The organism is Rhodoferax lacus (genome assembly GCF_003415675.1).
Lineage (GTDB): Bacteria > Pseudomonadota > Gammaproteobacteria > Burkholderiales > Burkholderiaceae_C > Allorhodoferax > Allorhodoferax lacus.
In genome coordinates this window covers 300,974-314,737 of the sequence record NZ_QFZK01000001.1, presented here as the reverse complement: position 1 = coordinate 314,737, position 13,764 = coordinate 300,974, and the positions used below count along the sequence as shown (strand labels likewise).

General features: G+C 65.7%; 9 protein-coding genes. 4 read left to right on the top strand and 5 right to left on the bottom strand.

Annotated elements, in window-relative coordinates; translation table 11 throughout:
- The first annotated feature begins 110 nt into the window (after positions 1–110).
- Positions 111–1,463 carry an amino-acid N-acetyltransferase gene (gene argA, locus DIC66_RS01465; protein ID WP_117173328.1) on the top strand — a complete coding sequence of 451 codons (1,353 nt, stop codon included), beginning with the start codon at positions 111–113 and terminating at the stop codon, positions 1,461–1,463.
- A 59-nt stretch (positions 1,464–1,522) separates the two neighbouring features.
- Positions 1,523–2,530 (top strand): formylglycine-generating enzyme family protein, encoded by a 1,008-nt coding sequence (locus DIC66_RS01460; protein ID WP_117173326.1) that lies wholly within the window; start codon positions 1,523–1,525, stop codon positions 2,528–2,530.
- 7 nt (positions 2,531–2,537) lie between these two features.
- Here the strand turns inward: DIC66_RS01460 and DIC66_RS01455 are convergent, their stop codons facing one another.
- The 3 genes from DIC66_RS01455 to DIC66_RS01445 form a co-directional block, all read right to left on the bottom strand.
- A complete protein-coding gene (locus tag DIC66_RS01455) occupies positions 2,538–3,050 on the bottom strand; it encodes a disulfide bond formation protein B (protein ID WP_117173324.1) in 513 nt (170 codons plus the stop codon).
- 69 nt (positions 3,051–3,119) lie between these two features.
- Positions 3,120–6,926, bottom strand: a complete 3,807-nt coding sequence (locus DIC66_RS01450) for a translocation/assembly module TamB domain-containing protein (RefSeq protein WP_117173322.1) — start codon at positions 6,924–6,926, stop codon at positions 3,120–3,122.
- Entirely contained in the window at positions 6,926–8,806 is a 1,881-nt protein-coding gene (locus DIC66_RS01445; RefSeq protein ID WP_147321218.1) for an autotransporter assembly complex protein TamA, read from the bottom strand. Before DIC66_RS01445 ends, DIC66_RS01450 begins: the two co-directional genes overlap by 1 nt.
- Positions 8,807–8,926: 120 nt before the next feature.
- On the opposite strand from DIC66_RS01445, the gene DIC66_RS01440 reads away from it, so the two are divergent.
- Together DIC66_RS01440 and DIC66_RS01435 are read left to right on the top strand one after the other, a co-directional pair.
- Positions 8,927–9,199 carry an oxidative damage protection protein gene (locus DIC66_RS01440; RefSeq protein WP_117173318.1) on the top strand — a complete coding sequence of 91 codons (273 nt, stop codon included), beginning with the start codon at positions 8,927–8,929 and terminating at the stop codon, positions 9,197–9,199.
- An 11-nt stretch (positions 9,200–9,210) separates the two neighbouring features.
- Positions 9,211–11,115 carry an FAD-dependent oxidoreductase gene (locus tag DIC66_RS01435; RefSeq protein ID WP_117173315.1) on the top strand — a complete coding sequence of 635 codons (1,905 nt, stop codon included), beginning with the start codon at positions 9,211–9,213 and terminating at the stop codon, positions 11,113–11,115.
- A gap of 28 nt (positions 11,116–11,143) precedes the next feature.
- On the opposite strand, the gene DIC66_RS01430 is transcribed toward DIC66_RS01435, so the two are convergent.
- A complete protein-coding gene (locus DIC66_RS01430) occupies positions 11,144–12,466 on the bottom strand; it encodes a TAXI family TRAP transporter solute-binding subunit (RefSeq protein WP_117173313.1) in 1,323 nt (440 codons plus the stop codon).
- Positions 12,467–12,493: 27 nt separating this feature from the next.
- On the bottom strand, positions 12,494–13,690 hold the full coding sequence (locus tag DIC66_RS01425) for an ABC transporter substrate-binding protein (protein ID WP_117173311.1): 1,197 nt from the start codon (positions 13,688–13,690) through the stop codon (positions 12,494–12,496).
- Between the last annotated feature and the right edge of the window lie 74 nt (positions 13,691–13,764).

The following is a 13,764-nucleotide window of genomic DNA, read 5'->3' as shown; positions in this document are numbered from 1 at the left end:
GAAGTTTTTGAGCCGGCCACTGCCACCGGACTCCAACTTTGGTCCGCTACGCAATCGGTCCTTCGTTACATTAGCGTTTTACTGCCCATCAATTGCCGCCCTCCCCACCCATGACCTCCGTCTTCAACTTCACCTTTGTGCCCTGGTTCCGCTCGGTGGCGCCTTACATCCACAAGTTCCGCAACCAGACCTTTGTGGTGGGCATTGCGGGCGAGGCCATTGCTGCGGGCAAGCTGCAAAGCCTGGCGCAGGACCTGGCCATGATCCAGAGCATGGGCGTGAAGATTGTGCTGGTGCACGGCTTTCGGCCGCAGGTGGCCGAGCAGCTCAAGGCCAAGGGCCATGAACCCAAATACTCGCACGGCATCCGCATCACCGATGAGGTGGCACTGGACTCGGCGCAAGAGGCCGCAGGCCAATTGCGCTACGAGATCGAAGCGGCCTTCAGCCAGGGCCTGCCCAACACGCCCATGGCCGACTCCACGGTGCGCGTGATGTCGGGCAACTTTTTGACCGCACGGCCCGTGGGCATTGTGGACGGGGTGGACTTCCAGCACAGCGGCGTGGTGCGCAAGGTGGATATTGCAGGTATTACCAAGACACTGGACATGGGCGCCATGGTGCTTCTGTCGCCCTTTGGCTTTTCCCCCACGGGCGACGCCTTCAACCTGGCCATGGAAGAGGTGGCCACCTCGGTGGCCATTGCCCTGCAGGCCGACAAACTGATTTTCCTGACCGAGGTGCCCGGCATCCGCATGCGCCCGCAAGAGGCCGCCAGCGAAGACAACCCCATCGACACCGAGCTGCCTTTGGCCGCAGCCGAAAAGCTGCTGACCGCCCTGCCCGCTGCCAACCAGCCCAGCGACGTGGCCTTTTACCTGCAGCACTGTGTGAAGGCCTGCAAGAGCGGCGTGGAGCGCAGCCACATCATTCCGTATTCGGTGGACGGCGCCATCCTGCTCGAAGTCTATGTGCACGACGGCATAGGCACCATGGTGGTGGATGAAAAGCTGGAAGAGCTGCGAGAGGCCTCCAGCGATGACGTGGGCGGCATTCTGCAGCTGATCGAGCCCTTCGAGAAAGACGGCACCCTGGTCAAGCGCAGCCGCACCGAGATCGAGCGCGACGTGGGCAACTACACCATCATCGAGCACGACGGCGTGATCTTCGCCTGCGCCGCTTTGTATCCCTACCCCGAAGCCAAGACGGCCGAGATGGCTGCGCTCACGGTCTCGCCCGATGTGCAGGGCCAGGGTGATGGCGAGCGTGTGTTGAAGCGGGTGGAACAGCGCGCCAAGGCGGCCGGGCTGGACAGCATTTTTGTGCTGACCACCCGCACCATGCACTGGTTCATCAAACGCGGCTTTGTGCAGGTGGACCCGGAATGGCTGCCCGAGGCGCGCAAGCGCAAGTACAACTGGGACCGCAAGAGCCAGGTGCTGGTGAAGAAACTGACAGCCTGAGACAGCGCGAAACTGCTTGGGGCCCAGGCCTGCCCCCGATACCAATACCAGGGGCACCCATGAACATCAAACGGATCTTCGCACTAGGCCTTTGCCTGATGGCAAGTGCGTGTACTTCACTACCCGGCAGCGCCCCCCGGGCGTTTGCCAACACCCTGGGCATGTCCATGGTGGCCCTACCGGCCGGAACCTTTGTGATGGGCAGCGAAGAGCCCGTGGAATCGCTGCACAAGGCCTATCCCCTGGCCGAAAACTACCGGCTGGACAACCTGAGCGACGAAGCACCAGCCCACGCGGTGCGTATCACCCAACCCTTTTACATGGCCGCCACCGAAGTCACCGTGGGCCAGTTCCGCCAGTTCGTGCAGCTGTCGGGCTATGTGCCCGAGTCGATAGCGGACGGCACCGGTGGCTATGGCTACAACGCCCAGTACGACGCCTCCAAGAGCGCACGCGGCGATGCCTTTGAGGGGCGTGATGTGCGCTACAGCTGGCAGAACCCCGGCTTTGCCCAGACCGACGCACACCCGGTGGTCAACGTGACCTGGGGCGACGCACAGGCAATGGCTGCGTGGCTCAGCAAAAAAGAAGGGCGCAGCTACCGCCTTCCCACCGAGGCTGAGTGGGAATATGCCGCCCGCGCAGGCACCCGCACGCGCTACCACTGCGGCGATGACCCGACATGCCTGCTGGCAGTGGCCAACACCTTTGACGAAGCGGCCAAGCCCTACTGGCCGCAGTTCGCCGCCAACGCATTGCCTGGCAACGATGGCTATGCCTTCACCGCGCCCGTGGCCAGCTTCGCACCGAACGCCTTTGGCCTGTACGACATGCACGGCAATGCCTGGGAATGGACGCAGGATTTGTATGGTGAGGACTATTACGCCCATTCACCGGTGGACGACCCCCGGGGCCCGGAGGATGGCAATGTCTACGTGCGTCGTGGCGGCTCGTGGCACACCTGGAGCCTGTATGCGCGCTCCAGCTACCGCAACTGGAACTCGCCACAGACGCGCTACACGCTGGTGGGCATCCGGCTGGTGATGGACGCCCCAGCAGCAAACTAAATACGGTCTAGCGCCGCGCCTGACGCACCAGCAATACCAAAGCCACCACAGCCGCAAAGCTGAACCAGACAAACGACCAGTTGGCAATCGACCCGCCCAGAAAGGTCCAGTCGACCTTGGCGCAGTCGCCGCTGCCCTTGAAGACCATGGGGAAGACGCGCTTGAGCGGGAAGGTCTCGATCATGCCGTACAGGTCACGCCCACAGGACACCACCTCGGGCGGATACCACTGCAGCCAGCTCTGGCGCGCAGCCACAAAGGCACCGCCGCCGGCAAACAGCAATACACCGAAAGTCGCACCCAACTGCAGCACCCGCTTGCTGGTAGCCGCCACCACCATCGCGAAGAACAGCACCAGAAAATCGGCATAGCGTTGCACGATGCACATGGGACAAGGCTCCAGGCCGATCACATGCTGCAGGTACATGCCGAAGGCCAGCATGGCGGCACAGACCAGGGCCAGCAGGCCCATCACGCGGCGCGGCGCGTAGTCAAAGTTTTCCAGGAGAAAGGTGAACATGCGGGCTCAGTAGGTTGTATGTAGTCAATGCCGGCATTTTCCACCATGCCGGGTGCAGGGCCGCAGACCCTAGTCAAAACGCGTGGTAAAGATCAGGTCAACCGCGCTCTGGGCGCCAGACTCCGCACGCAGGGTGAAGCGGCGCGACAGGTCGTAAAAAATATACAGGGTGCCCAGCGTACCCGCCAGGCTGCGCTCATAGGCCACATAGAAGTCGCGCGAGATGCGCTTGCCCAGCTTGACCGTAGCTTGCGTACCGGTGCTGCCATCCAGATTGGTGGTGGCAGTCTGGCCCAGGGACACCTCGTCCAGGCCAAAGGCGTTGATCAGGCCTTCCGTGGGCGTCTTGCCGTTGCCCGACAGCAGGGCCAGGGCGGCTTGCTGCAGCATGGCCGTCTCGGCTCCACCGGCAGTCGACGCATGGCCCAGCACCAGCCAGGACAGCTTGTCGGCGTCCGACAGTTCCGGGTCGGAGTACAGGCGCACCACCGGCAGCTGCGCCGTGCCGCTGATCTGCACGCCCACCTCCTGCTGCAGGTTGGGGCGCAGGGCGCGGATGTTGAGCGCCGGGTTGTCATAGGCACCGCTGAAGCGCAGCGTGCCCTCTTCGATATTGAGGTTCTGGCCATAGGCGCGGTAGGTTCCGCTCACGGTATGCAGCTCGCCCACCAAGCGGGGTGTGGCGTTCAGGCCTTCGGCTTTGAGGGTGACCAGCCCAGCCAGGCGGGTGTTGATGCCGTGGCCCTGCAGCTGGAAGTTGGAGCCCGGATCCAGGGTGATGCTGATGTCCGGCACCACGGTGCTTGCCAGCCGGGGCGCAGGGGCCGCGGGCAGTGGCTTGGTCTTGCCGGCTGGCAGCTTGCGCACCACCACCACATCCGCACCCAGCTTGGGGGTGGAGTCGTCGGGCAGCACAAACAGGGCCTGGTCGGCCACCAGCGCACCGCGCACCAGCAGCTTGGCCTGGTTGAGCTGGGCGCTCAGGTTGCCGGACACCACCAGGCGCTGGTCGGGCCTGGCGCTGACCCGAAAGCTTTGTGCCTTGGCCTCCAGCGCCATGCGCAGGCGCTTGGCCGCCGGTGTGGCCGTGCCGGGCAGCCAGTCGGCAGAGCCGCTGATTTGCAGCCGCCCACCGGCCGCGCCGCCCGCGCCCAGCAGGGTCAGCTCGGCAATCTCCAGGTGCTGGCCGTTGATGGCCAGGCGCATGGTGCCCTGGCTGAAGTCCAGGCCATCCACCACCGAGCGCACCGACATGTCCCGCGCCTCCACACTGCCCTTCCAGGCCGGGTTGGCACGGGTGCCGCCAAGCGTGGCATCCGCATCCAGCGTGCCCTGTATGCGCCAGCCCACGGGTGCCACCAGTGACCAGGCGCCCACCTTGGGCAGGCTGGCATGCACCTTGGCCTGCAGTGGCGCATCTGGCGCCCAGCGGGTGCTGCCGGCCACGGTTTGCAGCCGGGTAGAAAAGTCGGCCTGGGCATTGCCGCCGGCATCACTGGCCCACACCAGATTGGCCCGCAGCGCGTCGTTGTCGATCTCCAGGTCCACATGCGCATCGCGCAGGCCTGCTGGCAGGGCACCGCCAGCCTGCTCGCCTGCCAATAGCTGCAAGTCGCCGCTGCTGCGCCGCAGGCTGGCCCGCACGCGCAAGGCCTCACCACCACTGGCATCCCACTGGCCGCCAAACAGCAGGTCACCGCGCAGGCCCAGGTTGGCCAACTGGGTCTGGCCCAGCAGCTCCAGCCAGGCCAGGGGCAGGCCCTGCAGTTGTCCGCGGGTACTCCAGCGCGAGGGGCTGGCATTGCCGGCTGCGCCCTGGTGCGTCCATTGCACAGGCTGCCACTGGATGGTGGCCACACCGGGTGCAGGCCCGCCCAGGCGCAGCGCTCCATCGGCCAGGGTGAAGGACTGTTGCAGCGCGCCGCGCCGCCAGTCCAGGGCGACAGGCTGCTGCAGGTCCATGGTCCAGGGCTTGGCATACAACGCGTTGCTGGCCTTGAGCTGCAACGTGTCCAGCAGGGCATGCCACTGCCCCTCACCTACCTGGGCGACGTGCGATTGCGCCTCCAGCGCCACCTGGGTGGCCCCTGCCTGCGCCTTGCCGCGCAGCTGCAGCGCCAGGGAACGCAGCGTGCCGGCCACGTCGAGCTGCAGATCGCGCAACAGGTAACGCTCCTGGATGTCAAGGCGCTGGCTTTGCAGGGCAGCGTTCCACTGCATGTCCGCACCCAGGTGCTGCCAGCCGCCAGACCAGCGGGCAGTCAGTTCGGCTGCACCCTGTGCCTCCAGCGGGCCCAGGCTGGTGCTGAGGCTGGAGACGACGGGCAGAGGCAAGGTGGCCAGCCACTGCAGCAGGGCATGGGCATCGCTGATGTGCAGGGCACTGCTGCCCTGCCCGGCCGCGGCTGCCGCCTGGCCATCCACTTCAAAGGCAGCACCCGGCATGCTGGCGCGCAGGTGCGCGGCGCTGGCGTAGCTTTGCGTATCGACTTGCAGCTGGCCTGCCAGTTGGGCCTGCGGCGTGTGCAGCTCCAGCGTGTCGAGCTGCAACAGAGGCGCCTTCCAGTGGCCCTTGGCCTGCAGCGATGCTTCCTGCCCGGCCGCCGTGCCCTTCAGCGGGGTGTTCAGCCGGGTATCAAACGCAATGCCCTGTGGCGACTGCTTTGCCGACACCGTGCCCTGCAGGGTGGGCAACTGCCAGCGTGAATCGATCCGCACCGGCTCTATGCCCTGCAGGCTTCCTTGCGCCGACCATGTGGCGGGGCTCCCGCCATAGCTGCCCTGGGCCTGCAGGGTGCCACCTGCCAGAGCTGCCTGCAACGCGGACAGCATCCACTGCCCATCGCGGTAGAGCACGTTGGCATGGGCTGCACGCAGTGGCAGTCGCTGGTGGTCCAGCGTGCCCTCCAGGGCGTTTTGCAGCAGCACGTCGGCCCGCCACCCTTTGCCATCGGGCGCCACCTGGGCCTGGCCCGACAGGCGGGTTTGCGGTGCCTGCGGCCACAGCGTGGACAAGTCCAGCGCGCTCCATTGCGCCTGGGCGCTGGCAAGCGGCTGCGCCTCGGAAGGTTTGAGCAGGGCCTGCAGCGTGGCCTGCATGGCACCCAAGGGCCGGGTCTTGTGCTCGCCTGCGGGTTGCAGCGACATGTCCACCTTGAGCTGCGCGTGCGGGCCCATCAGGGTGCCCTGGGCGGTGGCCTCTGCGGCCACGCTGAGCGGGGCTTGTTGAATTTTTACCGGTGTCTGCACCGTGCCCTGCACCTGCACCGAGGCCGCCATGGGGCTGCGCGCCTGCAGCTGCGCTTGCCCCTGGTAGCTGCCTGCGGCCATCTGCACGCTGGCATCCTGCAGGAAGTGGGTCTGGCCGTCATAGCGGTAGCGGCCCCGCAAGCTCTCAAGTTGCAGCGCGGGGGGGCCCACCCACTCGACATGGTCCACCGCAAACTGCACATCCATCTGCAGCGGCAAGACCAGCTCGGCCATCGGGCTTTGGGACGCCGGGCGGCGGTCTTCAATGTGCAGGCGCTGCGCGTGCAGGGTTCCCACCCGCAAGGCGCCATCGAGCAGGCCGTGCCAGTCCCAAGCCAGTTCCACCCCCTGCAGCTCCACGGTCAGGTCCCCCTGCTTCCAGGCCAGGTGCGCCAACTTGCCACCATCACGCAGGCTGCCGCTGACATCGCTGGCCTGCAAGCTCTGGCCCGTGGGCAACAGCGCGCCAGCCAGGCGCAGGGCATGCTCCATGGAGCCTTCAGACCGCACCCACAGCCACAGGCCCAACACCAGGCCCACCAGCGTCACCGCCATGGCTGTCAGCAGCAGGCTCAGGCCCGCACCCAAGGCGTGAAACAGGGGCCGAAAGTGCCGCAATCGCTGCATCAAAACACAAAGCCCACGTTCAGGTGCAGGCGCAAGGCCTCGGTGGCCACGCCATAGGCCAGGTCAATCTGCAGCGGGCCTATGGGGCTTTTCCAGCGCGCCCCCACACCCACGCCGACCTTGAAGCTGAATTCCTCTACCCGGTTCGACACAGCACCCGTGTCGATGAAGACAGCACTCTCCCAATCCGTCATCAGGCCATTGCGCACGATGGGGCGCTGCCACTCGATGCTGCCGGTGGCGACATAGCGGCCGCTCTCGGCGCTCAGGATGCCGTCATGGGTGGTGCCGATTTCCTGGTACTGGTAGCCGCGCACCGTGGTGTCGCCACCGGTCAGGAACAACTGGTTGAAGGGCACATTGGCGGCGTTGTCCACAAACACCCCGCCGAGTTGCGCCCGGTACAGCATGCGCCCCGCATGCTGGCGCGCAAACAGATTGGCCTGCGTCTGGCCCAGTGGCTGGTAGGTGCTGGCGTGCAGCAGCACGCGGGTATAGGGCTCCTGCCCTGCCCCCAGCACCGCGCCCGCTGCCAGCTCGCCTCCCAGGCCCCAGCCGCTGCTGGGAAACGGCGTGCTGTCAAAGCGGCGCAAGGCAAAGGCATAGTTGGCACTGAAGGCCTGGTTGGTGGTGCTCTGGTCGATTTCGCGCAGGACGGCTTCGGTGCGTTCGTATTGCAGGAAGTAGCTTTGGTCGAAGCTGGCCTCGGTGGTGAAGCGGCCCACCCGGTAGCGCTGGGTGTTGACATCAATCTCGGCCACCTTGTCCTGCCCGAACAGGGCCGATGCCGCCCAGCGCCAGCGGCTTTCCCCGGGCTGGGAGGTCCAGTCGCTGGCAAAGGTCTTGCTGTCACGCGCAAGGGTGATCTTGTTGACGGCACGCCAGTCAATGCCGGGCACCTGGTTGTAGGTGTGTTCTGCGCTGATACGCGCACCGCTGTCGGTACTGGCGCCTATGCCGAACACCGCCTTTTGCATGCTGGCCTCCTTCACCTGTGCACGCACCGTGGCCTGGGCCGGGTCGCCGCCCAAGTCGAGGTTCAGGAAGGCCGAGTCGTAGTAGCCGCTGTCGGTCAGGCGCTGCTGCGCTTCCACCAGTTGCGACAGCTCGTAGTCATCGCCGCTCTGCAGCCGTGCAAAGCGCCGCACCAGGTCGGCGCCGTAGCGCTGGTTGCCCTCCACCTCCAGCTTGCCATAGCGGTAGGCCGGGCCGGAATCCAGCTGCAGATCCAGATCGACGCGGGCCTCCTCGGGGTGCACCTCGGCGCGCGAGTCCAGCACACGCGCTGTCGGGTAGCGGCGCGCCAGCAAAAGCTTCAGGGCCCGCTCCTTGGCCGTGTCCCAGGCAGCCTGCGAGAACGGCTCGCCGCTGGCCAGGGTCCACAGGTCCTGCACCGACTGGCGCTGCTCTTGTGCCCGGGGGTCCTCTGCCACCGCGCCCTCCAGCACCAGATGCACGGCGCCCACCCGGGTCTGTGTGCCGGGCAGCACCTCGATCTGCACGACCTTGCCGGCGCTTGCCGTGCTGCCAGCCGTGGCACCCGGGCGCTGCAGCGTGATGTGAATCTCAGGAGAAAAGTAGCCCAGCGTGGCCAGCAGGTCGGTGGCGTCCTGCTCTGCGCTTGCCAGCAGGCTCTGTATCTCGGCATCGCTGAGGTCCACCAGAACCTGGTAGCGCTGCAGCTCCAGGTGGCGTTGCAGCAGGTTGCGTATATCGTCCGGTGCCTGGATCTGGAGGGTGAAGCCGACAGCGCTGGCGCTGCCACTGCCAACAGCCGGTGCAGTGGCTGGCGCCTGCACCTGCGCATGGACCGGCAGGGTCAGATTGCAGAGAATCAGCAATGCCGCAGCAACTGAAAAGCGGGAGGTGGTAGGCGCCATGGCTGCCCGACTTTAACGCAGTGCTGCGACCCTGCTGTTTGCGATTTGCCAGTACCCGTAGCCAGTGGGTGCATTCCAAAGCGAATAAGATTGGGCCAGTTGTTTTTACAGAGGTTATTCATGGCACGTATGGTTCAATGCATCAAGTTGGGTAAGGAAGCCGAAGGCTTGGACTTTGCGCCCTATCCCGGCGAACTGGGCAAACGCATCTGGGAAAGCGTCAGCAAGGAAGCCTGGGCCGCCTGGCTCAAGCACCAGACCATGCTGGTGAACGAAAACCGCCTCAACCTGGCCGATTTGCGCGCCCGCCAGTACCTGGCCCGCCAGATGGAAAACCATTTCTTTGGTGACGGCGCCGACGCCGCCCAGGGCTACGTGCCGCCCGCCGCCTGAACACGCGCCCCATGCCTGCCACCGTGCCTGCCCTGCAGCCGGTGCACGGTTTTTCTTTCGCGTCGGTTGCTGCAGCCTGGTCATCCCAAGCCAGCTGGACGGTACTCGATACCGGCTTTGGCAGCGGCCACACCTTCCTGAACCTGTGGCAAACCTGGCGTGCCCATGCGCACAAGCCCGGCGTGCTGCATTGCGTGGGCATCCTGTCACTGGCAGAGGCCCAGGCACTGGCGTCCGGGCTCACTGGCGCCACTCCCCATAGTCTCTTTCAAGACCTGGCAAGCGCCCTCGCGGCGCAGTGCTATGACCTGGAGCCCGGCTTTCAGCGCCTGCTGCTGGACGGCGGCACGCTGTCACTGACGCTGTGCGTGGGCACGCCAGCTGCCATGCTGGCCAAGCAGGACATGCAGGCCGACACCGTGCTGCTGGCAGGCGCACAAGACTGGGACAAATGGCAGATCAAGGCCCTGGCGCGCTGCTGCAAACGGGGGGCGGGTGTGCTGTTTGCCCATGGCACACACCCGAACCCGGAACTGCTGGCAGACGCCGGGTTCGCGCCCGACGCCGAGGGCCTGCCGCTTGCCGTCTACAACCCGCGCTGGCAACTGCGCTCCGAGCGCAAGGGCGCAGGCGCTGGCGCTGGCGCTGGCGCGACTGCCGATGCGGCTGCGCCAGGCCGCGAACGCGCACCCCGCTGCGCCGTCATAGGCGCGGGCATCGCCGGGGCCAGCGTGGCGCGGGCCTTGGCCCTGCGCGGCTTTCGGGTAGACGTGTATGACGCGCAGCCGCACCCGGCAGGCGGCGCGTCCGGCCTGCCCATAGGCCTGGTGGTGCCGCACCATTCGGCCGATGACAGCCCGCGTTCGCGCCTCTCGCGCCAGGGCACGCGGCTGATGCTGCAACAGGCCCGTCAGCTGCTGCTGCAAGGACAGGATTGGAACCCCGGCGGCGTGCTGGAACGCACCCTGGGACCGGACGGACTGGCCGAGGACGAGGCAGAGGTGCTCTCCCAGACCGGCACCCTGCCCGCCACTACCGGTTGGGCACGTCCCATGGACTATGGTGACGCACCCGGCCTGTGGCACCCGCATGCCGCATGGATCAAGCCGGCGCCGCTGGTGCAACAGTGGCTGGACCACCCCCACATCCGCTACCACGGGCAGGCGGCTGTGCACACGCTGGAGCGTGCGTCCGCGCAATGGCTGCTGCGCAGTGCAGGAGGCCTGGAGCTGGGGCGCGCCGACCACGTGGTGCTGGCCAATGCCTCTGGTTCTGCGGACCTGGTTTTGCGCACGGCCCAGCAGCTGCAGGCCAAAGGCGCTGCGGGCTTCTCCTGGGTGCCCGATGTGCTGGACAAGCTGCGGGCCCTGCAATCGCTGCACGGCACACTGAGCCATGGGCCCATGCCGGTTGCAGGGTCTGGCGCAGACCACACCAGCGCATGGCCGACCTTCCCCGTGAACGGCCACGGCAGCTGGGCTTCGGGCATTCACACCGAATCGGGGCCGCACTGGTATGCCGGATCCACCTTCCGCAGCGATGCGCAAGAACATGCAGATATCCCGCAGGAGCATGCCGCCAACTTCCACAAATTGCAGACCCTTTTGCCTGACGTGGCCCGGGCGGTGTGGCCCCAGTTCGACAGCCAGCAGGTGCAGGCCTGGCAGGGCAGCCGATGCGTCACCCATGACCGCCTGCCCCTGGTCGGTCCGCTGCAAGAGGCCGAGCAACCTGCGCTGTGGCTGTGCGCCGGCATGGGGGCCAGGGGCCTGAGCTTCTCGGCCCTGTGCGCCGAACTGCTGGCCGCCTGGATGTGTGGCGAGCCATTGCCTGTAGAGAACAATCTGGCCAGGTCCCTGGACACCCGTCGGCCACGCCGCACGCGTGCCGCGCAGCAGCGGACGCAGGCGCCCTAGGACCGCGCGATCGCCACCAGCGCTGGCATTACGAGCGGAACTTGCGCCGCACCAGGTCGATGTGTTCCTTGAGCACATAGGCGTGCTCCGAAAACGCCAGTGGTATGACGGCGTTGGTGACCTTGCTCTCGATGCTGTCGAGCTGCTTCTGCAGGTCTTCGCGGGACGCGTCCGGCTGTTGCGACTGGGCCTGGATTTCCAGGTATTTGAGCTCGCCATACCAGCGGTAAATGCGCCTGCGGATACGCCAGCCATAGAGCGCCGGCGCCGCACGGAACACCGGCACCATGATGGCCAGCAACGGAATGATGGCCAGGGCGGCGCGGTCCACCAGCGTGGCCAGCCAGAACGGCAGGTAGCGCTGCAAAAACGGCGGGCCCGACTGGTAGAAATGCTCGGCATCCTTGCTCAGCGGAAAGTCGCTGTCCTTGGCCGCCGGGAAGGTGTGCGGTGCGTTCAGCAGGGCGGCATTGGCATGGGTGGTCTGCAAGGCCTTCATCAACAGGGCCACGATGGCCGGGTGCAGGTTGCGCGTTACCACCACCGTGGTGGTGGTGGCCAGCAGGTGCAGGTCGCGAACGGGCACGTTGCCTGCCAGGTCCATGGCGCCATGGGGCAGCACCAGTGGATGCAAATAGGGGAATTGACGGGCAATGGCTTCGGCCTGGTCCAGATTCATCACCCGGATGCCCGGATAGGCGACGAGGGCGCGCACCAGCGGTGACTCCGGCGCGCCTATAAAAAATGCCGCATCCAGCGTGCCGTCCTGCAACTGCTGCCGGGCCTGGGCACGGTCCGTGTAGACCAGGCGGCTGTTGCTCTCGTCAATCCCATGGGCCTTGAGCAGGCGCAGGGCCAGCACCTGGGTGCCGGTGCCCTTGTTGCCCACACCAATGCGCTTGCCCAACAAAGCCGAGAGGCGCGTCTGCACCGTCTTGCTGCGGTAGAAAATCCAGATCGGGTCATAGGACACGGCGCCCAGGGACACCAGGTCCACGTCGGAATCACTGGCCCGGCTCTCTTCGGTGTCGGACAGGCCGTCCTGCAAAAACGCCACGCGCGCAGAGTCTTCCGGGTCGCGCAGGCGTTTGATGTTGTCCATGCTGCCGCCGGTGGTCTGCACGTCCAGCGTTACACCGTCTTCGGCCAGCAGTTTGGCATAGCTTTTGGCGAACTCCAGGTAGGCACTGTCCTCGGAGCCGGTGGCAATCACCACGTTCATGCGCGGCGCCGGGTCGATAAAGTGCAGGGCCGCCCATACGGCTGCGGCCAGCAGCAGCGCCACCGGCAGTGCCGACACCAGCGCGTCCCTCCAGGAGAAGCGGCGTATCCAGGCGATGGTTTGTCCCATGGGAGTTTCTTAGGCTTGTCTATCGGGCTACTGCATGGCCGCAGCAGGACGGCGGCTCTTCACATAGGCGTCCGTGGGCTGGTAGTCACGTCCATCGGCATAGCGCCACTGCACCATGGTGCCCTTGTTGCCGCGCAGGTCGAGTTTGCCCACATAGGCCCCCATGGTGGACTGCTGGTCAAGCGCACGGAACTCGGTGGCGCCAAACGGCGTGGTGAACTTCAGGCCGCGCATGGCAAGCACCAGCTTGTCGTTGTCCACCGTCTTGGCCTTGCGGATGGCGGCAAAAATCGCCTGCAGGGTGGCATAGCCCACCACCGAGCCCATCTTGGGGTTCTCGTTGTATTTCTTGTAGTAGTTGGCGGCAAAGGAGGCATGGTCGCGGGTGTCAATCTGGTCCCAAGGGTAGCCGGTGACGATCCAGCCCTTGGGCGTTTCGTCCTTGAGTACATCCAGGTATTCCGGCTCGCCGGATAGCAGCGACACCACCGGTATTTTGGGGAACACATTGCGCTGGTTGCCTTCGCGCACCAGCTTGGCCAGGTCCGCACCAAAGGTCACGTTGAAGATGGCGTCCGGCTTGGCCTGGGTGATGGCCTGCAGCGTGCTGCCCGCATCCAGCTTGCCCAGCACCGGCCACTGCTCGGCCACGAACTCAACATCCGGGCGCCTGGCCTTGAGTTGCTCCCGGAAGGTGGCCACGGCACTCTGGCCGTATTCGTAGTTGGGGGCTATCGTGGCCCAGCGCCTGGCCGGCAGTTTGGCGGCCTCATCTACCAGCATGGCGGCCTGCATGGCGGTGCTGGGCCGCAGGCGGAAGGTGTAGCGGTTGCCCTTGTCCCATACCAGCGCGTCGGTCAACGGCTCGCTGGCCACATACAGGCGTTTGTTCTTGCTGGCGTAGTCAGAAAGCGCCAGACCCACATTGGACAGATAGCCACCGGCCAGCACATCCACCTTTTCGCTGCTGGAGAGCTCTATGGCGTGGCGCAGGGCCTCTTCGGGTTTGCCGGCATCGTCCCGCGAGATCACTTCCACCGGCCGGCCCAGCAGGCCGCCTGCGGCGTTCACCTCGTCCACTGCCAGTTGCCAGCCCTGGCGATAGGGCACGGTGAACTGCGGAATGCTGGAGTAGCTGTTGATTTCCCCAATCTTGATGGGCTTGGGCTGTGCCACGGCGGCCAGGGATGCGGCCAGAGCCAGCAGAGCGACGAACTTTTTCATGAGACCTCCAGAAGGCCGATACCGTACCAGCTTTTTCTGAGGCGTCTTTGAGTTGCTTGGCCTTGAGCAGCAAT